We start from the raw sequence: 23,942 nt of genomic DNA on the forward strand, positions 1-23,942 counted from the left end.
GCGTTCCGACGGACCGTCACGTGCGCGGGGGCGCGCGGGAAGTCCCTTAGCGCGCGGGGCGCGTGGTGCGCAAGTACCACCGTCCCCATTGAGCTATTTTCCGATGATCTGTTCTACCGTGCTGCTGCGATTCCCGGGCGTGGACCGCAGTTGAGGTGGCATGCTGCTCAGCGTCAGGGGGGTTGGTACCAATTACCGCACTGTTGCCAGTAGTGGGGCCGGAGGTCGATGTGTCCGCCAGCGTGAATCCGACGGTCCGACGTCGCAGGCTCGGCGCCGAGCTCCGGCGGCTGCGCGAGCTCCGCGGGATGACCGCGGAAGAAGTGGCCGGCCGCCTGATGGTCTCCCAGTCGAAGATCAGCCGACTGGAGAACGGCCGCCGTTCGATCAGCCCGCGCGACGTGCGCGACCTGTGCGAGGTCTACGCGGTCGACGACGAGCGGGTCCGCAACGGGCTGATGGAGATGGCCAAGGAGTCGCGCCAGCGCGGCTGGTGGCACGAGTTCGGCGACATCCCGTACAGCGTGTACATCGGCCTGGAGGCGGAGGCCTCGTCGATCCGGGCGTACGAATCCTCGTTCGTGCCGGGCCTGTTGCAGACCCCGGAGTACGCGGAGGCGGTGGTGACGGGCACCCAGCCGGACACCGACCCGGTGGCGATCCGGCGGCGGGTGGACGTGCGGCTCAAGCGCCAGCACCGGATACACGGCGAGGACCAGCTCGGCAGCCTGTGGGTGGTGGTGGACGAGGCGGTGCTGCGGCGGCAGGTCGGCGGGCCCCGGGTGATGGCGGAGCAGCTGTTCCAGCTGGTCGACCTCGGCGAGCGGCCGAACATCAACCTGCAGGTCATACCGTTCACGCACGGTGCGCATCCCGGTATGACCGGCACATTTTCCCTGATGGAGTTCCCGGAGTCCGCGGATTCCACGGTCGTCTACTTCGAAGGAGTGACGAGCGATCTCTACCTGGAGAAGGAAGCCGACGTCCGCCGCTATACCAATCTGTACGACCACCTGCGCGCCGCGGCGCTGAGCGTCACGGAAAGCCGGTCGATGATCACCGAATTGGCAGAGGAGTTCATGAAATGAGCAAGGCCATCGAGACCCTGACCTGGCGCAAGAGCAGCTACAGCGGCGGCAACGGCGCATGTGTGGAGATCGCTGTGCCGGGTGCTGCCTCGATCGCGGTCCGGGACTCCAAGGACCCGCAGGGCCCGCAGCTGCGCTTCTCCAGCGCGAGCTGGGCGGCTTTCGCGTCCGCCGCCGGCGCGGGCGCCTTCGGCACGGTCTGATCCACGGCTCCCTGCACAGCGTCCGGTGCCCGCCGCTCCCCCTGCGGCGGGCACCGTCGCGTCCGGGGCCGGCCGAGGGATCAACTGCCCACGGGGTAGCGGGTGTTCCAGCCCTCGGTGCCGTGCAGGGCGGGGCCGTGCAGGAGTTCCAGCACCAGGTCGTCGGCGAGTTCCAGGATCGCGCCCCGGCCCTCCAGTTCGACCAGCAGGTCGGGCGGCAGCGCGGTCTCGCCGTGCAGGGCGCCCAGCAGGTTGCCGCAGATGGAGCCGGTGGAGTCGCTGTCGCCGGAGTGGTTGACGGCCAGCAGCAGGCCGCTGCGGACGTCCTCGGCGACCAGCGCGCAGTACAGGCCGATGGCGAGCGACTCCTCGGCGGTCCAGCCCGCGCCGAGTTCCTCGACGCGTTCGGCGGACGGCACGCCGGCCCGGACGGCGTCCAGGGCGGCGCGCAGCGCGCCGGTGGTCTCCTCGTGGCCGGGCCGTTCGGAGAGCAGCGCCAGGGCGAGGTGGACGCCCTCCTCCAGGGTGCCGCCGCGGGCGACCGCGTGGACGATCACCGCGAACGCCCCGGCGGACAGGTAGCCGGTGGGGTGGCCGTGGGTCAGCACCGAGCACTCGACGGCCAGTTGGAACACCAGGGCCGGGTCCCAGGCGGTGAGCAGGCCGAACGGGGCGGCCCGCATCACGGTGCCGCAGCCCTTGGAGCCGGGGTTGCGCGGCTCCTCGACGGTGGCGGGCGGCCCGTCGCCGGTGCCGGCCAGGCCGCTCAGGCAGGCGTTGCCGGGGGCGCGGCGCTCGTACAGCCACTCCTCGCGGCCGAGCCAGCCGAGGTCCTTGCGGCGCTCGTCCGGGCCCCAGTCCTGCTGGGTGGTGTACCAGCGCAGGTAGGCGCGGTGCACGTCGGACGGCGGGTGCCAGTGGCCGGTGTCGCGGCCGACGTGGGCGCGGATCAGGCCGTCGACGGTGAACAGGCTCATCTGGGTGTCGTCGGTGACGGCGCCGCGCCGCCCGTAGGCGGGGACGTAGCCGGTGACGCCCGCCTCGCCGTGGGCGGCGCGGATCTGCTCCAGCCGCTCGAACTCGATGCCGGCGCCGAGCGCGTCGCCGATCGCGCCGCCGAGCAGGCAGCCCCGCACCCGGCTGCGGAAGTCCTGCTGCTGGGCGCGTGACCACAGGGGCATCACGGGTGGGGGCCTTTCGGTCGGCGGCGTCGGACAGCAGACGCACTGTATTCGAAGGTCCGGTCGAAACCGCCGGGCTCCACCGAACATCCATCCGCCCGCCGCCGGGAGGCCGCCCTCAGTCGAGCACCGGCAGCAGCCGGGGCAGGTGCCCGTCCGAGGCGAGGGCGGCCGCGCGCCGCTCGGCGGACACCTCGCCGTAGTCGGTGGTGCGCTGCCGGGCGGGCCGGCCGGCCAGCGCGGCGATCGCCTCCAGGTCGCGGACCGACTTGTAGGAGCCCCAGGAGGAGCCCGCCATCCGGGAGATGGTCTCCTCCATGAGCGTCCCGCCGAGGTCGTTGGCGCCGCTGCGGAGCATCTCGGCGGCGCCCTCCGCGCCGAGCTTCACCCAGCTGGTCTGGATGTTGCGGATGTGCGGGTGCAGCAGCAGCCGGGCCATCGCGGTGACCGCCCGGTTGTCGCGCGCGGTCGGGCCGGGCCGGGCGATGCCCGCCAGGTACACGGGGGCGTTGGTGTGCACGAACGGCAGCGTGACGAACTCGGTGAACCCGCCCGTGCGCTGCTGGAGTTCGGCGAGCAGCCGCAGGTGGCCGAGCCAGTGCTTCGGGGTGTCGACGTGCCCGTACATCATGGTGGACGACGAGCGCAGGCCCGACTCGTGGGCGGCGGTGACGACTTCGACCCAGGTCGCGGCGGGCAGCTTGCCCTTGGTGAGGATCCAGCGCACCTCGTCGTCGAGGATCTCGGCGGCGGTGCCGGGGATCGAGTCCAGCCCGGCCTCCTTGGCGGCGGCCAGCCAGTCGCGGATCGACATCCCGGTGCGGGTGGCGCCGTTGACGACCTCCATCGGCGAGAACGCGTGCACGTGGATGCCGGGCACCCGCTGCTTCACGGCCCGGGCGATGTCGAAGTAGGCGGTACCGGGCAGGTCGGGGTGGATGCCGCCCTGCATGCACACCTCGGTCGCGCCGACCTGCCAGGCCTGCTCGGCGCGTTCGGCGACCTGGTCGAGCGAGAGGGTGTACGCGTCGGCGTCGGTGCGGCGCTGGGCGAACGCGCAGAACCGGCAGCCGGTGTAGCAGACGTTGGTGAAGTTGATGTTCCGGGTGACGCAGTACGTCACCTCCTCGCCGACGGTGTCGCGGCGCAGCTCGTCGGCGATCCGGGTGAGGGCGTCCAGCGCCTCGCCGTCGGCGTGGAACAGCGCGAGGGCCTGGTCGTCCGTCAGCTTCGTCGGGTCGTCGGCGGCCACCGACAGCGCGGCCCGGACGTCCGCGTCCAGTCGGCGCGGGGCGGGGACGGCGGCCTGTTCGCGCAGCGCGTCCCAGTCGCCGTAGACGTCGTCGAAGTCGGAGCGGCGGTCGCCGGTGCGGCCCTCGGTGTCGACGGTGCGGAACAGGTCGGTGCGGCCGCCGCCGGTCATCGGCTCGTCGGGTTCCTGCCAGGGCAGGCCGACCGGGTTGCGGCCCTCGACGGCGAGGCCGGTGGCGGGGTCGGCGAGGGCGCGGACGTGCGGCAGCAGGCGGGGGTCGAGCCAGGGTTCGCCGCGCTTGAGGTACTCGGGGTAGACCGTCAACCGCTCGCGCAGGGTGTACCCGGCCTCGGCGGTCCGTTCGGCCAGGTCTTCGATGTGTGGCCAGGGGCGTTCCGGGTTGACGTGGTCGGGGGTCAGCGGCGAGATGCCGCCCCAGTCGTCCAGGCCGGCGCCGATCAGCAGCGCGAACTCGGCGTCCACCAGGTTCGGCGGGGCCTGGATCCGGGCGGCGGGGCCGAGCACCAGCCGGGCCACCGCCACGGCGGCGGCCAGCTCGGAGAGTTCGGCGTCCGGCATGGCCCGCATCGCGGTGTCCGGCTTGGCCCGGAAGTTCTGCACGATCACCTCCTGCACGCCCTGGTAGGCGCGGGCCACCTTGCGGATCGCCAGCAGCGACTCGGCCCGCTCCTGATAGGTCTCGCCGATCCCGATCAGCACCCCGGTGGTGAACGGGACGGCGCTGCGCCCGGCGTCCTCCAGCACCCGCAGCCGCACGGCGGGCTCCTTGTCCGGGGAGCCGTGGTGCGGGCCGCCGGGCTCCGACCACAGGCGGGTGGCGGTGGTCTCCAGCATCATGCCCATGGACGGGGCGACGGGCTTGAGGCGCTGGAAGTCCGTCCAGGACAGCACGCCGGGGTTCAGGTGCGGCAGCAGCCCGGTCTCCTCCAGCACCCGCACGGCCATCGCCCGGACGTACGCCAGGGTGTCGTCGTAGCCGTGCGCGTCCAGCCACTCGCGGGCCTCCGGCCAGCGGTCCTCGGGGCGGTCGCCGAGCGTGAACAGGGCTTCCTTGCAGCCGAGTTCGGCACCCTTGCGGGCGATCTCCAGCACCTCGTCCGGGGACAGGTACATCCCGTGGCCGTCCTTGCGGAGCCTGCCGGGCACGGTGACGAAGGTGCAGTAGTGGCAGCGGTCCCGGCACAGCCGGGTGAGCGGGATGAACACCTTCCGCGAGTACGTGATCACCCCGGGCCGGCCGGCCTGCTCCAGCCCGGCGTCCCGGACCCGCGCGGCCACCGCGCACAGCTGCTCCAGGTCCGCGCCGCGCGCCTGGAGCAGCACCGCGGCCTCCGCGGCGTCCAGCGCCACCCCGTCCCTGGCCCGGCGCAGCGCCCGCCGCATGGCCGTGGTGGTGGGGTACTGGGGCTGCGAGGGCTGGTCGTTCATGGGCCCGACCCTACGCGAGCCGTACGCCTGTGGGAGTACCCGACCCTGAGGGCGTCTCAGGGTCGTCATGCGCCGGATACGACGCGAGACGTACCGCAATCTGCTGCCGCCGGGCGACGCGTCGAACAGCTGCGCGCGGCTTCAATGGACAGTGACAGCGAACGAACTCCGAAGGGGGCCGCAGTGGACCAGGAATCCACCGCAGTACAGGACTTGACGCCGAAGCGGACCGGCCGGCCGCGCGCCGCCGTGCGGATCGGCGTGCCCGCGGCGATCGCCGCCGCGGTCGCCACCGGCCTCGGCCTGGTGCCCGCGCTGGCCAGCGACGAGTCGCCGAACCTGCCCGCCATCAGCGCCCAGGACCTGATCGCCAAGGCCCTCTCGGCGAACACCGACACCTTCACCGGCACCGTCCGGGTCAACGCCGACCTGGGCCTGCCCGGCGCGCTGACCGACGCCGCCACCGGCTCCGGCCCGATCGGCGAACTCGCCCGCAGCGCCGGCGCGAAGACCGGCAGCGCCGACCCGCAGCTGAAGGCCGTCGAACTGCTCGGCGGCTCGCACACCCTGACGGTCGCCTCCGACGGCCCGGACCGCCAGAAGCTCACCCTGTCCGGCCAGAAGTCCGGCTACGAGCTGGTCCACAACGGCGACCAGGTGTGGGCGTACGACCGCAACTCCCAGCAGGCGCTGCACCTGACCGGCGCCGACGGGCACCGCCCCGACGGCAAGGAGGGCATCGGCTCGATCACCCCGCAGGACGTCGCCAAGCAGCTGCTGGAGCACTCCGCGGACTCCACCTCGGTCACCGTCGACGGCACCGAGCGGGTCGCCGGGCACGCCGCGTACAAGCTCAGCGTCAAGCCCAAGCAGGCCGGCTCCACGGTCGCCGAGATCCGGGTCTCGATCGACGCCGAGAAGGGCCTGCCGCTGGCCGTGCAGCTGCGCACGGTGGACGACGCGACCGCGTTCGACGTCCGCTTCGGCACCCTGTCCTACGCCAAGCCGGACGCCAAGACCTTCCAGTTCACCGTCCCCAAGGGCGCCAAGGTGGTCGAGCGGTCCCCGGGCCAGCACGACGCCAACCCGCTGCCGTCCGTCCCGGGCCTGCCGACCGCCGGCGACGCGGGCAAGGCGGACGTCATCGGCGAGGGCTGGACGGCCGTGCTGCGCGCCGAGGCGGGCGCGGACGCCGCGAAGGGCCTCGCCAAGTTCGCCGGCCACCCGGCCAAGGGCGGCACCCTGGTGTCCACCCGGGTGGTCAACGCCCTGGTCACCGACGACGGCAAGGTGTACGTGGGCGCCGTCACCGCGGAGACCCTGGAGCGGGTCGCCGCCACCGGCAAGTAGCCGTCGCGCGGGGCCCCGGGGAGTCGGCACCCCGGGGCCCCGCGTCGTGTTCCGGCCCGGCGCGACTCTTGACGCGGGCTCGGGCGAACCGGTGGGATGGTGCGCCGCCGCGGGCCGTTCGTCCGCTGTTCGCCCGCCCGTCCGCTCAGTCCGCCCGTCCGCTGGGAGCACCGTGCCGATCCGCCGCCGTTCAGCCCTGCTCGGCGGGATCGCGGTCGCCTGCGCCGCCGCCCTGGCCCGCTGCGGACCGGCCGTCGCCGACTCCTCCGGCCACCCCGCCGGGCTGCTGGAGGTCACCTGCGGCTGGAGCTCCGGCCCCGACCGCAACGGCCTGCAGGCCCTGCTCGCCGCCCTCAAGGGCCACGCCCCGGACGTCACCTTCGTCACCGGCGACGGCTCCACCGACACCGACCCGGCCGCCCGCCTCGCCACCGGCCGCCCACCGGACAGCCTCCGCTGCTCCGGCGGCGCCGAACTCGCCGCCCTGGCCCCGCACTTGGAGCCCCTCGACGCACTCGCCCGGGGTCGCCGCTGGGCCGCCGGCCTGCCCGCCGCGCTCCGCCCCCGCCTGCGGGCCGGCAACCGGCTGTACGGCGTCCCGGCGGGCGTGCGCCGCACCAACCTGCTCTGGTCGCACCCCCAGGTCCTCGCCGAGGCCGCCGCCGACCCCGCCCCGGCCGACCCGAACCTGCTGATCGCCCAGCTCCAGCGCGTCACCGCCACCGGCCGCCCCGCCCTCGCCGTCGGCGGCCCCGCCGAGGTGCTCCACCTCGCCGAGACCGTCCTGCTGGCCGCCCACGGCCCCGACGCGTTCACCGCCCTCTGGCAGCCCGGCGGCCCCTGGAGCTCCCCCGCCACCACCGGTGCCCTGCGCGTCCTGGACACCCTGCTCGCCCACGCCGCCCCGATCGGCCCCGACGCCGACTGGACGGACGCCGCCCGCCTCCTCGGCACCGGCGGGGCCGGCTACCTGCTCACCGGGGACTGGGCCGACGGCTGGCTCCGCGACAACCTCGCCCTGCGCCCCGGCGCCGACTACCGCTGGGCCGCCGCGCCCGGCACCGCGACGCTGTTCCAGTCCCGCGCCGACGTCTTCGTCCTCCCGCGCGACGCCCGCCACCGCGCCGCCGCCCTCGCCTGGCTGGACGTCTGCGCGAGCCTCGACGGCCAGATCGCCCTCAACGGCGCCCGCGCCGCCGTCCCCGCCCGCACCGACCTGCCCGAGCCCGCCCTCGCCCTGTTCGGCGCGTACGCCCGCTGGTCACTGGACGAGTGGCGCCTTCGCCGCCCCCTCGACTCCCTCGCCCACGGCGGCCTGCTCGACCACCGCCGGCGCACCGCCGCGCTGGCCGCCGCCACGGCGTTCACCACCCACCGCGACAGCACCCGCCTGGCGCGCGACCTGGCGGCCGGCTGACCGCACCCGGTGCAGCGCGTCCGCGCTCAGCACCACCAGCGCCACCCACACCAGCCCGAAGCCCGCCCAGCGGGCCGGCGACATCGACTCGTGGAAGACCGTCACCCCGATCAGGAACTGGAACACCGGCGCCAGGTACTGCAACAGCCCCAGCGTGGTCAGCGGCACCCGCAGCGCGGCCGCCCCGAAGCACATCAACGGCACCGCCGTGATCACCCCGCTCGCCATCAGCAGCGCCGTGTGCCCCCAGCCGTACTGCCCCAGACTGCCTTCGCCGCGCACCCCCAGGTACACCAGGAACCCGAGCGCGAACGGGAACATCACCGCGCTCTCCACCGCCAGGCTCTCCGCCCCGCCCAGCGCGACCTTCTTCTTCAGCAGCCCGTACGTCGCGAACGAGAACGCCAGCGTCAACGCGATCCACGGCAGCCGGCCGTACGCCACCGTCAGCACCGCGACCGCCGCCACCCCGACCCCGACCGCCGCCCACTGCGCCGTCCGCAGCCGCTCGCGCAGCACCAGCACGCCGAACGCGATCGTCACCAGCGGATTGATGAAGTACCCGAGACTCGTCTCCACCACGTGCCCGGCGTTCACCGCCCAGATGTACACGCCCCAGTTCACCGAGACGGTGACCGCCGCCAACGCCAGCAGCGCCAGCCTCCTCGGCTGGCGCAGCAACGGGCGTATCCACCCCCAGCGCCGGCGCACCAGCAGCATCACCGCCACCGCCACCAGCGACCACACCATCCGGTTCGCCAGGATGTCCGTCGCCCCGGCCGGCTCCAGCAGCGGCCAGAACAGCGGGAACAACCCCCACATCCCGTACGCCGCGAACCCGTTCCACAAACCGACCCTGGCCTCCCGCGAACCCTCCGCCATGGCCCTGCCCTTCACCCGCGCACGAAACGTCCTACGAAAGGTAGCGGCACGCGGGTGAAGGTGTCATCCCCAAAAAGAGCTTTTGCTGCTGACGGGTCGGTGATCAGCGACTCGTGGGCGTCCCCCCTACTCGCTCACCGTCCACGTACTGGACCCCGCCAGCAGCCCGGCCAGCTCCCCCCGCCCCTTCTGCTCCTCCGCCATAGCCAACTGATCCGCCATCTGCGTGTCGTACACCGGCCTCGCCACGTCCCGCAGGACCCCGATCGGCGTGTGGTGCAGCGCGTCCGCCTCCGCGAGTCGACTGAGCGCGAACGCCGTCGCCGGGCTGCTCGCGTGCGCGTCGTGGACGAGCGGCTCGCCCTCCCCCCGGGGGACGATCCGCAGCTCGCCGTCCGCGCCGCGGGTCACCTGCCGCTCCGCGCCGACCAGGACCGGCTGCCCGTGCTCCAGCCGGATCAGCGCCTCGTCCCGCGTCCCGGGCTCCTTGAGGAGCTCGAACGCCCCGTCGTTGAAGATGTTGCAGTTCTGGTAGATCTCCACCAGCGCGGCGCCCTCGTGCTGCGCGGCCGCCCGCAGCACCGACTGCAGGTGCTGCCGGTCGGAGTCGATGGTCCGCGCCACGAAGCTCGCCTCCGCCCCGATGGCCAGCGACAGCGGGTTGAACGGCGCGTCCAGCGACCCCATCGGCGTCGACTTGGTGATCTTGCCGACCTCGCTGGTCGGCGAGTACTGCCCCTTCGTCAGTCCGTAGATCCGGTTGTTGAACAGCAGGATCTTCAGATTGACGTTCCGCCGCAGCGCGTGGATCAGGTGGTTGCCGCCGATCGACAGCGCGTCCCCGTCGCCCGTCACCACCCACACCGACAGGTCCGGACGGGACGCCGCCAGGCCGGTCGCGATCGCCGGGGCGCGCCCGTGGATCGAGTGCATCCCGTACGTGTTCATGTAGTACGGGAACCGCGAGGAGCAGCCGATGCCGGAGACGAAGACGGTGTTCTCGCGCCGGATGCCGAGCTCCGGCATGAACGACTGGACGGCGGCCAGGATCGCGTAGTCGCCGCAGCCGGGGCACCAGCGCACTTCCTGGTCGGTCTTGAAGTCCTTCGCGGACTGCGGGGCGTCGGCCTTGGGGACGAGCCGCAGGGCGGGGAAGTCGGTCATCGGGTCTCCTCCGCGTCGAGCGTGCCGATCGCCGCGTGCAGCACGTCGGCGAGCTGGGCGGCCTTGAACGGCAGGCCGCGCACCTGGTTGTAGGACTGCGCGTCGACCAGGTACTTCGCGCGCAGCAGCAGGGCGAGCTGCCCGAGGTTCATCTCGGGGACGATCACCCGCTCGTACCGGCGCAGCACCGTGCCGAGGTTGGCGGGGAACGGGTTGAGGTGGCGCAGGTGCGCCTGGGCGATCCGGCCGCCGTCCGCGCGGACCCGGCGCACGGCGGCGGTGATCGGGCCGTAGGTCGAGCCCCAGCCGAGGACCAGGACGCGGGCCTCGCCGCTCGGGTCGTCGACCTCGACGTCGGGGACCTCGATGCCGTCGATCTTGGCCTGCCGGGTGCGGACCATGAAGTCGTGGTTGGCGGGGTCGTAGGAGATGTTGCCGGTGCCGTCCTGCTTCTCGATGCCGCCGATGCGGTGTTCGAGGCCGGGCGTGCCGGGGACGGCCCAGGGCCGGGCGAGCGTCTGCGGGTCGCGCTGGTAGGGGCGGAAGGTGCCGTCGGGGCCGTTCGGCTCGGTGGCGAACTCGACGCGCAGGTCCGGGAGTTCGTCGACGTCCGGGATCTTCCACGGCTCGGAGCCGTTGGCCAGGTAGCCGTCGGAGAGCAGGAACACCGGGGTCCGGTAGGTGAGCGCGATCCGGGCCGCGTCGAGCGCGGCGCCGAAGCACTCGGCGGGCGTCGCGGGGGCGACGATCGGCACCGGGGCCTCGCCGTTGCGGCCGAACATCGCCTGCAGCAGGTCGGCCTGCTCGGTCTTGGTCGGCAGGCCGGTGGACGGGCCGCCACGCTGGATGTCGACCACCAGCAGCGGCAGTTCGAGCGACACCGCGAGGCCGATGGTCTCCGACTTCAGCGCCACGCCGGGGCCGGACGTGGTGGTCACGCCCAGCGCGCCGCCGAACGCCGCGCCGAGCGCCGCGCCGATGCCGGCGATCTCGTCCTCGGCCTGGAAGGTCCGCACGCCGAAGTTCTTGTGCTTGGACAGCTCGTGCAGGATGTCCGACGCGGGGGTGATCGGATAGGACCCGAGGAACACCGGCAGCCCGGACCGCTCCCCCGCCGCGACCAGGCCGTAGGACAGCGCCAGGTTGCCGGAGATGTTGCGGTAGGTGCCGGCCGGCAGCTTCGCCGGCGGGACCTCGTAGGAGACCGCGAAGTCCTCGGTGGTCTCGCCGAAGTTCCAACCCGCCCGGAACGCCGCCACGTTGGCCTCGGCGATCAGCGGCTTCTTCGCGAACTTCTGACGCAGGAACAACTCCGTTCCGTGCGTGGGCCGGTGGTACATCCACGACAGCAGGCCCAGCGCGAACATGTTCTTCGCCCGCTCGGCGTCCTTGCGCGCCAGGCCGCTGTCCTTCAACGCCTCCAGCGTCAGCGTGGTCAGCGGGACGGGGTGCAGCCGGAACGCCTCCAGCGAACCGTCCGACCGCGGGTCCGCGGCGTACCCGACCTTCGCCAGCGCGCGCTTGGTGAACTCGTCCGTGTTGACGATGATCTCGGCGCCGGCCGGCAGGTCCGGCAGGTTCGCCTTCAACGCCGCCGGGTTCATCGCCACCAGCACGTCGGGGGCGTCGCCGGGCGTCAGGATGTCATGGTCCGCGAAGTGCAGCTGGAAGCTCGACACACCCGGCAGGGTGCCTGCGGGGGCCCGGATCTCCGCCGGGAAGTTCGGCAGCGTCGACAGGTCGTTGCCGAACGCCGCCGTCTCCGAGGTGAACCGGTCGCCGGTGAGCTGCATACCGTCGCCCGAGTCGCCGGCGAAACGGATGATCACCCGGTCCAACCGCCGGATCGGCTTGGCCGGCCGCCCGGACCCGCCCTGCGGGCCCGAACGGGGCGAGGCCGGGCCCGACCGGCGCTCGCCGCCCGGGCCGTCCACTGCCTCTGACTGATCGACCTGACTGGTCACTGCCGCGGACCTCCTCAAGAAGGAGCCAGCAGCGGGCGTGAGCCGTGTGCCCCGTCCGCCTGGCGCACCAAGGGAATCCTAAACAGCTGGAGCAGCCCTGGAAGGGAACTCGCGAAGACCGCCCCGACGGGTCTCCCGGCCGGTCACGACTCCAAATACGCCAGCACCGCGAGAACCCGCCGGTGATCCTCCTGGCTCGGCCCCAAACGCAGTTTCTGGAAGATGTTCGACACATGCTTCTCCACCGCACCGTCGGACACCACCAGTTGCTTGGCGATCGCCGCGTTCGTCCGGCCCTCCGCCATCAGCCCCAGCACCTCGCGCTCACGGGGCGTCAGGTTCGCCAGCGTGTCCACCTGCCGGCTGCGGCTCAGCAACTGCTGCACCACCTCCGGATCCAGCGCGGTGCCGCCCTGCGCCACCCGGGTCACCGCCTCCGCGAACTCCCGCACCTCCGCGACCCGGTCCTTCAACAGGTAGCCCACCCCGCGGGTCGAACCCGCCAGCAGCTCACCCGCGTACTGCTCCTCGACGTGCTGCGACAGCACCAGCACACCCAGCTGCGGATACCGCTTGCGCAGCTCCACGCACGCCCTCACCCCCTCATCGGTGTGCGTCGGCGGCATCCGCACGTCCGCCACCACGACGTCCGGCAACGCGCCCTCCCCCTGCAGCCCGTCCACCGCCCGCAGCAACGCGTCCCCGTCCCCGACCCCCGCCACGACCTCCATCCCCCGGTCCGTCAGCAACCGCGTCAGCCCCTCCCGGAGCAGCACGGAATCCTCGGCGATCACCACACGCAACATGCCACGAACCCTAGCGGGCGCGGAAGGATGCGAGACCAGGGAGCGCACAACCAGGGGCGCGTGGGGGCACCTCCCGGCCCGCCAGGGCTGGGGGAGAACTGCGCGACAAGCGCAAGGCCCGTCCGCAAGGTCGCGATCAAGTGCAGGTCATTGTCCTGCGTCGCGATCTTTCCGATGTGGTGCGTTCCCATTCGCGCAGTTCCCCGCGCCCCCGGTTTCGCACCCACTCACATGGTGCGGATGGCCACCGTGTCGCAGAGCTCCTGGAGCGCCGCCTTCGCCGGGCAGTCCGGCAGCGGGTCGAGCAGCGCACGCGCTTCCTCCGCGTAGCGCAGCGTCTCCCGCCGCGCCCGCTCCAGCGCGGGGTGCCGGCGCAGCAGGCGCAGCGCTTCCGCGTGGGCGGCGTCGTCGGCCGCCAGGTCGGTGTCGAGGAGTTCGCGCAGTCGCACGTCCTCCGCGTCGGCCGGGTCGACGGGCAGCTGGCGCAGCAGCAGGACGGGCAGCGTGGGGACGCCCTCGCGCAGGTCGGTGCCGGGGGTCTTGCCGGACTCGTGGCCGTCGGAGGCGATGTCGAGGACGTCGTCGGCGAGCTGGAACGCGGTGCCGATCCGTTCGCCGTACTGGGTGAGCAGGTCGACGATCCACGGTTCGGCGCCGGCCATCATCGCGCCGAAGCGGCAGGAGACGGCGATCAGCGAGCCGGTCTTGCCGGAGAGGACGTCGAGGTAGTGCTGGAGCGGGTCGTCCTCGGGGCGGGGGCCGACGGTCTCCAGGATCTGGCCGGTGACGAGTCGTTCGAACGCGTCGGCCTGGACCCGGACGGCTTCGGGGCCGAGGTCGGAGAGCACCTGGGAGGCGCGGGAGAACAGGAAGTCGCCGGTGAGGATGGCGACGGAGTTGTCCCAGCGGCTGTTGGCGCTGGGGGCGCCGCGCCGCACGGGGGCCTCGTCCATCACGTCGTCGTGGTAGAGCGTCGCGAGGTGGGTCAGTTCGACCACCACGGCGGACGGCACCACGCCGGGTGCGGCGGCGTCGCCGAACTGGGCGGCGAGCATCACCAGCAGCGGCCTGAACCGCTTCCCCCCGGCCTCGATGAGGTGGCTGGCGGTCACCGTGATGAAGGGCACGTCGCACTTGACGGCCTCGATCAGGGCGGCCTCCACGGCCTCCATCCCGGCCTGGACGTCACGGGTCAGATCGCGGTCCTGCACGCTCAGCCCGAAGGGCCCCACGACGGTCACGCTGACCACTCCTGTCCCTGGTCGATCCAGCGGGCCGGTCCCTCAGCGCCGCCGATGCACATACAAGGCAGCGTATCCGGTCCGGAGTGGATCACTGCACGGGCCTGGGCCCTTCCCCCGCTGGTGGCGGGCCCGACCAGTGCCCAGGACACGAGCCCCAGCTCAGCGCGGCACGATCCGGGTGAGGTCCAGCTCGATACGGAAAGGGAGTTCGGTGATCAACTTGCCGTGATGAACGGCCACTCCGGGGGCCGGGGCGTACACCCCGGTCTCCTCGTCCAGGTGGAACTCGTAGACCACCGGGGAGCCGTCCTCACCGCGCTCGACCCGCCAGAAGTACGGCACGCCCGCCTCGGCGTACATGCCGGGCTTGCGGAAGCGGTCGTCGCTGCGCGAGCCGTGCGAGACCACCTCGACGGCGAGCTTCACGGCGGTGACGGGAACGCGCTCCATGGTGAAGAAGTCGAGCCCGGTCCGGTCGAAGACGATCGCGTCGGGCTTGGGCGCGTTGTGGGGATCGACCAGCACGCAACGCCTGATGCCGGCCTCGTACGCCCCCTGGCAGGCGCGGTGGAGTGCGAAGAACAGCTCGTCCCGCACAGTGTCGTGCCACTGGCCGGTCCGGCCGCGGATCGCGAACCCGCCGTCCACCAGCTCGAACTCGAAGGGCCAATCAGAGTCCTTGACCTGGTCGTACGTCCAGCCCGTGGAGGGTGGAAAACGCCAGTCAGCAGTCGCCGCGTCCATCCGATACGCCGCCTTCCTTGTGCCCTTTCCACGGACAACGAGTCGGCCCCCGCCAGGTGGTGGCGGGGGCCGGAACGCTGGGCGAACGGGTCAGCGGACGAAGAGGGCGGCCTTGGTGGCCAGGTCGAGGAAGTACTGCGGGAGCAGGCCGAGGCCCAGGGTGACCAGGACGCCGAAGGCGATGGTGGTGGCGGTGAGGGTGCTGGGGACGGCGACGGCGGGGCCGGAGGGCTGGGGGTCGGAGAAGAACATCAGGACGATGACGCGGATGTAGAAGAAGGCGGCGATCGCGGAGGACAGCACACCGACGATCACCAGCGGGGTCGCGCCGCCGCCGGCCGCGGCCTGGAAGACGGCGAACTTGCCGGTGAAGCCGGAGGTGAGCGGGATGCCCGCGAAGGCCAGCAGGAACAGCGCGAAGACCGCCGCGAGCAGCGGCGAGCGCCGGCCGAGCCCGGCCCAGCTGGACAGGTGGGTGGCTTCGCCCTTGGAGTCGCGGACCAGGGTGACGACGGCGAACGCGCCGAGGGTGACGAAGGAGTACGCGAGCAGGTAGAAGAGGACGGCGGCGACGCCGCGCCGGTCGGTGGCGATCAGGCCGGTGAGGATGAACCCGGCGTGCGCGACGGAGGAGTAGGCGAGCAGCCGCTTCACGTCCTGCTGGGTGACGGCGAGGATCGAGCCGACCACCATGGTGAGGATCGCGACGCCCCACATGACGGGCCGCCAGTCCCAGCGGATGCCGGGGAAGGCGACGTAGAAGAGCCGCAGCAGCGCGCCGAACGCGGCGGTCTTGGTGGCGGCGGCCATGAACCCGGTGACGGGGGTGGGCGCGCCCTGGTAGACGTCCGGCGTCCAGGAGTGGAACGGCACCGCGCCGACCTTGAACAGCAGGCCGACGGCGAGCATGGCGAGGCCGATGAGCAGCAGCGCGTCGTTCTGGGTGGTGACGGCGAGCGCGGGGGTGACGGGGGCTACGCCGGAGACCACGTCGGCGATCTCGCCGAGGCGGAGGGTGCCCGCGTACCCGTACAGCAGCGCGGTGCCGAACAGGAAGAACGCGGAGGCGAACGCGCCGAGCAGGAAGTACTTGACGGCGGCCTCCTGCGAGAGCAGCCGGCGGCGCCGGGCGAGCGCGCACATCAGGTACAGCGGCAGCGAGAGCACTTCGAGCGCCACGAACATGGTGAGCAGGTCGTTGGAGGCGGGGAAGAGCAGCATGCCGCCGACCGCGAACAGGGTGAGCGGGTAGATCTCGGTGGTGCGCAGCCCCTCGCGGGTGGCTTCGCGTTCCTGCTCGCCGCCGGGGACGGCGGCGGCCTGGGCGGCGAACGCGTCGATCCGGTGGCCGTTGATGCGCGGCTCCAGGCGGCCCTCGGCGTAGGTGAGGACGGCGAGGACGGCGGTCAGCAGAATGACGCCCTGGAGGAACAGCGCGGGCCCGTCGATGGCGACCGAGCCCATCGCCAGCAGGCCGGCCCGGGTGGTGGCGTGGCCCTGGGCGGCGAGCACCACGACGGCGACGAAGCCGCCGACCAGGCCGAGCAGCGAGATGCCCAGCTGGGTGGCGGCGCGCAGCCGGCGGGGCAGGAAGGCCTCGGCCAGGATGCCGAGCAGCGCGGCGCCGAACACCACCAGCATCGGCGAGAGTTGGCCGTACTCGATGTGCGGGGCGGGGATGCTGGGGCTGTTGCCGCCGGCGGCGGCAAGCGCGTGGGTGGCGATCACTTCTGCTCACCTCCGTTGGTGGCGGCGACCGGGTGGGCGGGCGCGGGGTCGGTCCGGTGGACCTGGCTGAGGGTGTCGTCGACGGCCGGGTTCACCATCCGGGTGAGCGGCTGCGGGTAGACGCCGAGCAGCAGGGTGAGGGCCACCAGCGGTGCGACGACGGCGAGTTCGCGGGCCTTCAGGTCGTGCATGCCGCTGACGGACTCCTTGACCGGGCCGGTCATGGTGCGCTGGTAGAGCATCAGCGCGTACAGCGCGGCAAGCACGATGCCGAAGGTGGCGATGACGCCGATCACCGGGTAGCGGGTGAACGTGCCGACCAGGACCAGGAATTCGCTGACGAACGGGGCCAGGCCGGGCAGCGACAGGGTGGCCAGTCCGCCGATCAGGAAGGTGCCGGCCAGCACCGGGGCGACCTTCTGCACGCCGCCGTAGTCGGCGATCAGGCGGGAGCCGCGGCGGGAGATCAGGAAGCCGGCGACCAGCATCCACGCGGCGGTGGAGATGCCGTGGTTGACCATGTAGAGGGTGGCGCCGGACTGGCCCTGGCTGGTCATCGCGAAGATGCCCATGATGATGAACCCGAAGTGCGAGATGGACGCGTAGGCGACCAGCCGCTTGATGTCCTTCTGGCCGATGGCGACCAGCGCGCCGTAGACGATGCCGATCAGCGACAGCACCATGATCGTCGGGGCGAAGGTCTTCGACGCGTCCGGGAACAGGCCGAGGCAGAACCGGAGCATCGCGAAGGTGCCGACCTTGTCGACGACCGCGGTGATCAGCACGGCCGTTCCGGCGGTGGACTCGCCCATCGCGTTCGGCAGCCAGGTGTGCAGCGGCCACAGCGGGGCCTTCACCGCGAAGGCGAAGAAGAAGCCGAGGAACAGCGCGCGCTGCGCGGTCGGGTCGATCACCAGCTTGCCGGAGGAGATCGCGTCGGTGAGCGCGGGCAGGCTGAACGTCGCCAGGCCCTGGTCGCTCGCCACCACGTACAGGCCGATCACGGCGGCCAGCATGACCAGTCCGCCGAGCAGGTTGTACAGCAGGAACTTGACGGCGGCGTAGGAGCGCTGGCGGGCCGAGTCGGGTCCGCCGGCCCGGTCGCCGAAGCCGCCGATCAGGAAGTACATCGGGATCAGCATGGCTTCGAAGAACACGTAGAACACGAACACGTCGGTGGCCAGGAAGGACACCAGCACCATCGCCTCGACGGCGAGGATCAGCGCGAAGAAGCCCTGGGTACGGCGCTTGGACTCGAAGGTGCCCTCGGGTGCGGCGGGGTCGGCGTCGTGCCAGCCGGCCAGCATCACCAGCGGGACCAGCACGGCGGTGAGCAGGGCCAGCACGGTGCCGATGCCGTCCGCGCCGAGCGAGAAGCTGATCCCGAACGACCGGATCCAGCTGTAGGACTCGGTCAACTGGTAACGGGGGCCGCCCGGTTCGAAGGCGGCGGCGATCGCGGCGGCCAGGCCGAGGGTGGCCAGCGAGGCGCCGAGGGCGACGGCCTTGGTGGTGCGCCGCCGGGCCTCGCTGGTGCCGGCCGGCAGAGCGGCGGTGACCACCGCTCCGACGGCCGGGACGGCGCAGGTGGCGGCGAGGAGGTAGCTCATCAGACCGACCTCATCAGGAGAGTGGAGGCGACCAGCACCAGCGTGCCGCCGAACATGGAGAGCGCGTACGTCCGGACGAAACCGGTCTGGATCCGGCGCATCCGCCCGGACAGGCCGCCGATGGCGGCGGCCAGGCCGTTGACCAGGCCGTCCAGGCCCTTGCTGTCGAACCAGACCAGGGTGGCGGCGAGCGCCGTGCCGGGCCGGACCAGGACGGCGTGGTTGAAGTCGTCCTGGAGCAGGTCGCGGCGGGCGGCCCGGGTGAGCGGCGAGCCGACCGGCGGCGTCACCGGGACGGGGCTGCGGCCGTACATCACCCAGGCGAGGCCGACGCCGGCCAGCATGCAGACGGTGGCGATGCCGCTGACGGTGTAGGCGTTCAGCGGGGAGTGGCCCTCCTCGTGGCCGGTGACCGGCTCCAGGAACTTCAGGAAGGAGTCGCCGAGCGAGAACAGCCCGCCGGCCGCGAACGCGGCGACGGCCAGCACGATCATCGGGACGGTCATCGTCTTCGGGGACTCGTGCGGGTGCGGCAGGTTGCCGTCCGCGTCGGGCTGCCAGCGCTTCTCGCCGAAGAAGGTGAGCAGCACCACCCGGGTCATGTAGAAGGCGGTGACGGCGGCGCCGACCAGCGCGCAGCCGCCGAGGATCCAGCCCTCGGTGCCGCCCTTGGCGAGCGCCGCCTCGATGATCTTGTCCTTGGACCAGAAGCCGGACAGGCCGGGGAAGCCGATGATCGCGGCCCAGCCCACCATGAAGGTCCAGAAGGTGACGGGCATGTACTTCCGCAGCCCGCCGTAGTGGCGCATGTTCACCTCGTCGTTCATGCCGTGCATGACCGACCCGGCGCCGAGGAACAGCCCGGCCTTGAAGAAGCCGTGGGTGACCAGGTGCATGATCGCGAAGGCGTAGCCGATCGGGCCGAGGCCGGCCGCCATGATCATGTAGCCGATCTGCGACATGGTCGAGCCGGCCAGCGCCTTCTTGATGTCGTCCTTGGCGCAACCGACGATCGCACCGAACAGCAGCGTGACCGCGCCGACCACCACGACGGCGGTCTGCGCGTCGGGGGCCAGGTCGAAGATCGCCGCGGAGCGGGTGATCAGGTAGACGCCGGCGGTGACCATGGTGGCGGCGTGGATCAGCGCGGAGACCGGGGTCGGGCCCTCCATCGCGTCGCCCAGCCAGGACTGCAGCGGGACCTGCGCGGACTTGCCGCAGGCGGCGAGCAGCAGCGTCAGGCCGATCGCGGTGAGCTTGCCCTCGCTCGCCCCGTCCGCGGCGCCGAACACCGGCTGGAAGGCGAAGGAGCCGAACTCGGCGAACATCAGCATGATCGCGACGGACAGGCCCAGGTCGCCGACCCGGTTGACGATGAACGCCTTCTTGGCGGCCGTCGCGGCGCTCGGCTTGTGCTGCCAGAAGCCGATCAGCAGGTAGGACGCCAGGCCCACGCCCTCCCAACCGACGTACAGCAGCAGGTAGTTGTCGGCCAGTACCAGGATCAGCATGGCCGCCAGGAACAGGTTCAGGTAGGCGAAGAACCGGCGGCGGCGCTCGTCGTGCGCCATGTAGCCCACCGAGTAGAGGTGGATCAGGCTGCCGACGCCGGTGATCAGCAGCACGAAGACGACGGACAGTTGGTCGAGCTGGAAGGCGACGTCGGCCTGGAAGCCGTTCACCGGGATCCAGCTGAACAGCCGCTCGGTGACGGCGCGGTGCTCGGTGTCGCGGCCCAGCATGTCGAAGAACAGGGTGAGGCCGAAGGCGAAGGACAGCGCCGCCAGGGCGGTCGCGATCCAGTGCCCGAACCGGTCCAGGGCCCGTCCGCCGAGCAGCAGCAGGGCAGCGCCGGCCAGCGGCGCCGCGACCAGCAGCGGAATGAGAGAGTTCACTGAAGGGCCCTCCGCCTACAGCTTCATCAGGTTGCTGTCGTCGACCGAAGCGGAGTGCCTGGTCCGGAAGATGGAGACGATGATGGCGAGGCCGACCACGACCTCGGCCGCCGCGACCACCATGGTGAAGAACGCGAGGATCTGGCCGTCCAGGTTGCCGTGCATCCGGGAGAACGTGACCAGCGCCAGGTTCGAGGCGTTCAGCATCAGCTCCACGCACATGAACAGCACGATCGCGTTGCGGCGGATCAGCACCCCGGAAGCGCCGATGGTGAACAGCAGCGCGGCGAGGTACAGGTAGTTGACCGGGTTCACTCCGCCTCCTCCTCGGTCGACGGGGTGGGCACGGTCTCCAGGGGCCGGCGGGGCCCGGTCACCCGCGGGCGGGCGGAGGACGGGCGGCCGAGCCAGTCGGCGGTGCTCTCCTCCAGTTCCGCCATCCGCTGCAGCATCTCCTGGCTGACGTCGCGGATCTGGCCGCGCTCGCGCAGGGTGCCCATCACCGAGTCCTCGGCGACGGTGCCGTCGGGCAGCAGGCCGGGGATGTCCACCGCGTTGTGCCGGGCGTACACGCCGGGGGCGGGCAGCGGCGGCACCTGGATGTTGTCCTTGACGCGCTGGGCGGCGAGCTGGCGCTGCGTCATCCGCTCGCGGATCCGCTCGCGGTGGGTCAGCACCATCGCGCCGATCGCCGCGGTGATCAGCAGCGCGCCGGTCACCTCGAACGACCAGACGTACTTGGTGAAGATCAGCCGGGCCAGGCCCTGCACGTTGCCCTCGGCGTTGGCCTCGGCCAGGCCGGTGAAGTGCGTCAGCTTCGCGTTCGCCAGGCCGGCGACCAGCAGCACGCCGAAGCCCAGGCCGCAGAGCAGGGCGGCGATCCGCTGGCCCTTCAGCTGCTCCTTGAGCGAGTCGGCGGTGGTGACGCCGACCAGCATCACCACGAACAGGAACAGCATCATGATCGCGCCGGTGTAGACCACGATCTGCACCACGCCCAGGAACACCGCGCCCTGCGCCAGGTAGCAGATCGCCAGTGACAGCATGGTGGCGGCCAGGCAGAGCGCCGAGTGCACCGCCTTCTTCATCAGCAGCATGCCGAGCGCGCCGCCGACCGCGATCACGGCCAGCACCCAGAACTGCACGGCCTCGCCGGTGGAGGTCATGACTGCGCCTCCTTGTCCCGCGTGTGCTTCTCCTGCTGCACGGTGCCCGGCGCGGCGCCGGTGATCTCGCCCCGGTAGTAGGCGCCCTCGTCGGCGCCGGGGTAGTACGCGTGCGGCGAGTCGACCATGCCCTCGGTCAGCCCGACCAGCAGCTGCTCCTTGGTGAAGATCAGGTCCTGCCGGCTGGAGTCGGCGAGCTCGTACTCGTTGGTCATGGTGAGCGCCCGGGTCGGGCAGGCCTCGATGCACAGCCCGCACAGGATGCAGCGGGCGTAGTTGATCTGGTAGACGGCGCCGTAGCGCTCGCCGGGCGAGTAGCGCTCCTCGTCGCGGTTGTCGGCGCCCTCGACGTAGATGGCGTCGGCGGGACAGGCCCAGGCGCACAGCTCGCAGCCGACGCACTTCTCCAGGCCGTCCGGGTGCCGGTTGAGCTGGTGGCGGCCGTGGAAGCGCGGGGCGGTGGGCTTCTTGTACTCCGGGTACTGCTCGGTGAGCCGCTTCTTGAACATGGCCTTGAAGGTCACGCCGAAGCCGGCGGCCGGTCCGAGGACCGACTTTTCCGAAGATTCGTCAGACATCGCGGAACTCAGCTCCCTTCGGAATGGTCGGCCCCGTTGAGGGCGTCCTGGAGTTGCGGGGTCCGGCGGCGGCGGCGCGGCACCGGCGGCAGTTCCTGCCCGGGCAGCGGCGGGACCGGGTAGCCGCCGGCCATCGGGTCGAAGGCCGCGGGCGGCGCGGCGGCCGGCGGCTCCTCGGGCTTCTTGCGCACCACGTCCGCGATCAGCGCGATCAGCAGGACCGCCGCCAGCGGGGCGCCCACGTACAGCAGCACCTTGGTGAAGTCGTAGCCCTCGTTGCGCAGCGCCCGCACCGCCGAGACCATCACCAGCCACACCAGGGAGACCGGGATGAGCACCTTCCAGCCGAGCTTCATGAACTGGTCGTAGCGCAGCCGGGGCAGGGTGCCGCGCAGCCAGATGAAGAAGAACAGCAGCAGCTGGATCTTCAGCACCACCCACAGCATCGGCCACCAGCCGTGGTTCGCGCCCTCCCAGAAGGTGGAGATCGGCCACGGGGCCCGCCAGCCGCCGAGGAACAGCGTCGAGGCGACCGCGGAGACGGTGACCATGTTGACGTACTCGGCGAGCATGAACATCGCGAACTTCAGCGAGGAGTACTCGGTGTTGAAGCCGCCGACCAGCTCGCCCTCGGCCTCCGGGAGGTCGAACGGCGCGCGGTTGGTCTCGCCGACCATCGCGATGATGTAGACGATGAACGACACCGGCAGCAGCACCGCGAACCAGGTCGGCTGCTGCGAGGCGACGATCTCCGAGGTCGACATCGAGCCCGAGTAGATGAACACCGCCGCGAACGACAGGCCCATCGCGATCTCGTAGCTGATCATCTGCGCGGACGAGCGGATGCCGCCGAGCAGCGGGTACGTGGAGCCGGACGACCAGCCGGCCAGCACGATGCCGTAGATGCCCACCGAGGCGGTGGCCAGGATGTACAGCAGCGCGATCGGCAGGTCGGTGAGCTGCAGCGGGGTGCGGGTGCCGAAGATCGACACCTCGTTGTCGGCCGGGCCGAACGGGATCACCGCGAACGCCATGAACGCGGGGATCGCCGCCACGATCGGGGCCAGGATGTAGACCGCCTTGTCGGCGCCCTTGACCACCAGGTCTTCCTTGAGCGCCAGCTTCACGCCGTCGGCCAGCGACTGGAGCAGACCCCAGGGGCCGTGCCGGTTGGGGCCGATCCGCAGCTGCATCCAGGCGACGACCTTGCGCTCCCAGACGATGGCGATCAGCACCGTCAGCACCAGGAACGCGAAGCAGAACACCGCCTTCAGCAGCACCAGCCACCACGGGTCGCGACCGAAGAACGCCAGGGTGTCGTACGCAGCAGCGAGGCTCATGATTCCTCCGCCGGGGCGATGGTGACCAGGTGGCCGAGGGTGGTGCCGAGCGTGCGGTGCGCGCCGCCGCCGGGCGTCGAGTTGAGCGGCAGCCAGACCGTGCGGTCCGGCATCGCCGCGGTGATCTCCAGCGGCAGGGTCAGCGACCCGGCGGGGCCGGTGATCCGCAGCGCGGCGGTGGCGCCGATCTCGGCGGCGGTGGCGGCGGACAGCCGGGCCACCACGGGGTGCCGGGTGCCGGCCAGGTGCTCGTCGCCGTCCTGGAGGGAGCCGTTGTCGAGCAGCATCCGGTGCCCGGCCAGCACGGCCTGCCCGGTCACCGGGCGGGGCAGCGTGCCGGGGTGCGCGGCGGGCGCGGCCGGGCGGTCGCCCTGCCAGGGCGCGAAGCGGTCCAGCTCCAGCCGGGCGGCCCGGACGTCGGGCAGGCCGATCGGCCGCTCCAGCGCCTCCGCGACCATGGACAGCACCCGGACGTCCGAGTGCAGGTGGCGGCCCATCAACTGGTCGGGCTTGACGGCCGGTTCGAACATCCGGACCCGGCCCTCCCAGTCCAGGAAGGTGCCGGCCTTCTCGGCGACGGCGGCGACCGGCAGCACCACGTCGGCGTGCGCGGTCACCGCGGACGGGCGCAGCTCCAGCGAGACCACGAAGGCGCGCTCCAGGGCCTGTTCGGCCAGCGCCGGGTCCGGCAGGTCGTCCACGCCGACGCCGCCGACCACCAGCGCGTCCAGGTCGCCCGCGGCGGCGGCCGCGAGGATCCGGTCGGTGTCGCGGCCCTCGGCGGCGGGCAGCTCGGCGACGCCCCAGTGCGCGGCCGCCTCGGCACGCGCGGCAGGCACCTCGACGGCCCGGGCGCCGGGCAGCAGCCCGGGCAGCGCGCC

The 23,942-nt window shown here is 72.0% G+C and carries 19 protein-coding genes and 1 pseudogene; 4 read left to right on the top strand and 16 right to left on the bottom strand.

Going from position 1 to position 23,942, the window contains the following annotated elements; all coding sequences use genetic code 11:
• Window positions 1–230: 230 nt before the first annotated feature.
• Together ACWEMJ_RS18035 and ACWEMJ_RS18040 are read left to right on the top strand one after the other, a co-directional pair.
• Entirely contained in the window at window positions 231–1,088 is an 858-nt protein-coding gene (locus ACWEMJ_RS18035) for a helix-turn-helix domain-containing protein (protein ID WP_452138034.1), read from the top strand.
• A complete protein-coding gene (locus ACWEMJ_RS18040; protein ID WP_452138035.1) occupies window positions 1,085–1,291 on the top strand; it encodes a DUF397 domain-containing protein in 207 nt (68 codons plus the stop codon). Before ACWEMJ_RS18035 ends, ACWEMJ_RS18040 begins: the two co-directional genes overlap by 4 nt.
• An 80-nt stretch (window positions 1,292–1,371) precedes the next feature.
• Here the strand turns inward: ACWEMJ_RS18040 and ACWEMJ_RS18045 are convergent, their stop codons facing one another.
• Window positions 1,372–2,472 carry an ADP-ribosylglycohydrolase family protein gene (locus tag ACWEMJ_RS18045; RefSeq protein ID WP_452138036.1) on the bottom strand — a complete coding sequence of 367 codons (1,101 nt, stop codon included), beginning with the start codon at window positions 2,470–2,472 and terminating at the stop codon, window positions 1,372–1,374.
• 118 nt (window positions 2,473–2,590) lie between these two features.
• On the bottom strand, window positions 2,591–5,173 hold the full coding sequence (locus ACWEMJ_RS18050; RefSeq protein ID WP_452138037.1) for a bifunctional FO biosynthesis protein CofGH: 2,583 nt from the start codon (window positions 5,171–5,173) through the stop codon (window positions 2,591–2,593).
• 183 nt (window positions 5,174–5,356) lie between these two features.
• Between ACWEMJ_RS18050 and ACWEMJ_RS18055 the strand changes: the two genes are divergently transcribed.
• Together ACWEMJ_RS18055 and ACWEMJ_RS18060 are read left to right on the top strand one after the other, a co-directional pair.
• Window positions 5,357–6,523 (top strand): LolA family protein, encoded by a 1,167-nt coding sequence (locus tag ACWEMJ_RS18055; RefSeq protein ID WP_452138038.1) that lies wholly within the window; start codon window positions 5,357–5,359, stop codon window positions 6,521–6,523.
• 172 nt (window positions 6,524–6,695) lie between these two features.
• Window positions 6,696–7,682, top strand: a pseudogene (locus tag ACWEMJ_RS18060) (extracellular solute-binding protein); the annotation flags it as partial.
• Between the two features lie 102 nt (window positions 7,683–7,784).
• On the opposite strand, the gene rarD reads toward ACWEMJ_RS18060, so the two are convergent.
• The 14 genes from rarD to ACWEMJ_RS18130 form a co-directional block, all read right to left on the bottom strand.
• On the bottom strand, window positions 7,785–8,822 hold the full coding sequence (gene rarD, locus ACWEMJ_RS18065) for an EamA family transporter RarD (RefSeq protein ID WP_452138039.1): 1,038 nt from the start codon (window positions 8,820–8,822) through the stop codon (window positions 7,785–7,787).
• A 126-nt stretch (window positions 8,823–8,948) separates the two neighbouring features.
• Window positions 8,949–9,986, bottom strand: a complete 1,038-nt coding sequence (locus tag ACWEMJ_RS18070; protein ID WP_452138040.1) for a 2-oxoacid:ferredoxin oxidoreductase subunit beta — start codon at window positions 9,984–9,986, stop codon at window positions 8,949–8,951.
• Window positions 9,983–11,950 carry a 2-oxoacid:acceptor oxidoreductase subunit alpha gene (locus ACWEMJ_RS18075; protein ID WP_452138041.1) on the bottom strand — a complete coding sequence of 656 codons (1,968 nt, stop codon included), beginning with the start codon at window positions 11,948–11,950 and terminating at the stop codon, window positions 9,983–9,985. Before ACWEMJ_RS18075 ends, ACWEMJ_RS18070 begins: the two co-directional genes overlap by 4 nt.
• Before the next feature lie 143 nt (window positions 11,951–12,093).
• Window positions 12,094–12,753: a response regulator gene (locus ACWEMJ_RS18080; protein WP_452138051.1), complete on the bottom strand. Its 660-nt coding sequence runs from the start codon at window positions 12,751–12,753 to the stop codon at window positions 12,094–12,096.
• Between the two features lie 230 nt (window positions 12,754–12,983).
• Window positions 12,984–13,997, bottom strand: a complete 1,014-nt coding sequence (locus tag ACWEMJ_RS18085) for a polyprenyl synthetase family protein (protein ID WP_452138042.1) — start codon at window positions 13,995–13,997, stop codon at window positions 12,984–12,986.
• A gap of 162 nt (window positions 13,998–14,159) precedes the next feature.
• Window positions 14,160–14,744 carry a Uma2 family endonuclease gene (locus tag ACWEMJ_RS18090; RefSeq protein ID WP_452138043.1) on the bottom strand — a complete coding sequence of 195 codons (585 nt, stop codon included), beginning with the start codon at window positions 14,742–14,744 and terminating at the stop codon, window positions 14,160–14,162.
• 90 nt (window positions 14,745–14,834) lie between these two features.
• Window positions 14,835–16,472, bottom strand: a complete 1,638-nt coding sequence (gene nuoN / locus ACWEMJ_RS18095; protein ID WP_452138044.1) for an NADH-quinone oxidoreductase subunit NuoN — start codon at window positions 16,470–16,472, stop codon at window positions 14,835–14,837.
• Entirely contained in the window at window positions 16,469–18,082 is a 1,614-nt protein-coding gene (locus ACWEMJ_RS18100) for an NADH-quinone oxidoreductase subunit M (RefSeq protein WP_452138045.1), read from the bottom strand. Before ACWEMJ_RS18100 ends, nuoN begins: the two co-directional genes overlap by 4 nt.
• On the bottom strand, window positions 18,082–19,977 hold the full coding sequence (gene nuoL / locus ACWEMJ_RS18105) for an NADH-quinone oxidoreductase subunit L (RefSeq protein ID WP_452138046.1): 1,896 nt from the start codon (window positions 19,975–19,977) through the stop codon (window positions 18,082–18,084). The genes ACWEMJ_RS18100 and nuoL overlap by 1 nt, the downstream gene beginning before the upstream one ends.
• Before the next feature lie 15 nt (window positions 19,978–19,992).
• On the bottom strand, window positions 19,993–20,292 hold the full coding sequence (gene nuoK, locus ACWEMJ_RS18110; protein ID WP_035865142.1) for an NADH-quinone oxidoreductase subunit NuoK: 300 nt from the start codon (window positions 20,290–20,292) through the stop codon (window positions 19,993–19,995).
• Window positions 20,289–21,143, bottom strand: coding sequence for an NADH-quinone oxidoreductase subunit J (locus ACWEMJ_RS18115; protein WP_452138047.1), 855 nt, complete (start codon window positions 21,141–21,143; stop codon window positions 20,289–20,291). The genes nuoK and ACWEMJ_RS18115 overlap by 4 nt, the downstream gene beginning before the upstream one ends.
• Entirely contained in the window at window positions 21,140–21,721 is a 582-nt protein-coding gene (nuoI, locus tag ACWEMJ_RS18120; protein WP_452138048.1) for an NADH-quinone oxidoreductase subunit NuoI, read from the bottom strand. The genes ACWEMJ_RS18115 and nuoI overlap by 4 nt, the downstream gene beginning before the upstream one ends.
• Window positions 21,722–21,729: 8 nt before the next feature.
• Window positions 21,730–23,061 carry an NADH-quinone oxidoreductase subunit NuoH gene (gene nuoH, locus ACWEMJ_RS18125; RefSeq protein ID WP_452138049.1) on the bottom strand — a complete coding sequence of 444 codons (1,332 nt, stop codon included), beginning with the start codon at window positions 23,059–23,061 and terminating at the stop codon, window positions 21,730–21,732.
• Window positions 23,058–23,942 (bottom strand): molybdopterin-dependent oxidoreductase (locus ACWEMJ_RS18130; RefSeq protein WP_452138050.1); only part of this gene is annotated, 885 nt, incomplete at its 5' end. The genes nuoH and ACWEMJ_RS18130, both read right to left, overlap by 4 nt.

This window comes from Kitasatospora sp. NPDC004531, assembly GCF_053602195.1.

Bases quoted from the DNA above. Each gene is read 5' to 3' on its own strand.
- ACWEMJ_RS18040 (WP_452138035.1), top strand. From the start codon at position 1,085: ATGAGCAAGGCCATCGAGACCCTGACCTGGCGCAAGAGCAGCTACAGC.
- ACWEMJ_RS18045 (WP_452138036.1), bottom strand. From the start codon at position 2,472: ATGCCCCTGTGGTCACGCGCCCAGCAGCAGGACTTCCGCAGCCGGGTG.
- ACWEMJ_RS18050 (WP_452138037.1), bottom strand. From the start codon at position 5,173: ATGAACGACCAGCCCTCGCAGCCCCAGTACCCCACCACCACGGCCATG.
- rarD (WP_452138039.1), bottom strand. From the start codon at position 8,822: ATGGCGGAGGGTTCGCGGGAGGCCAGGGTCGGTTTGTGGAACGGGTTC.
- ACWEMJ_RS18070 (WP_452138040.1), bottom strand. From the start codon at position 9,986: ATGACCGACTTCCCCGCCCTGCGGCTCGTCCCCAAGGCCGACGCCCCG.
- ACWEMJ_RS18090 (WP_452138043.1), bottom strand. From the start codon at position 14,744: ATGGACGCGGCGACTGCTGACTGGCGTTTTCCACCCTCCACGGGCTGG.
- ACWEMJ_RS18100 (WP_452138045.1), bottom strand. From the start codon at position 18,082: ATGAGCTACCTCCTCGCCGCCACCTGCGCCGTCCCGGCCGTCGGAGCG.
- ACWEMJ_RS18115 (WP_452138047.1), bottom strand. From the start codon at position 21,143: ATGACCTCCACCGGCGAGGCCGTGCAGTTCTGGGTGCTGGCCGTGATC.
- nuoI (WP_452138048.1), bottom strand. From the start codon at position 21,721: ATGTCTGACGAATCTTCGGAAAAGTCGGTCCTCGGACCGGCCGCCGGC.
- nuoH (WP_452138049.1), bottom strand. From the start codon at position 23,061: ATGAGCCTCGCTGCTGCGTACGACACCCTGGCGTTCTTCGGTCGCGAC.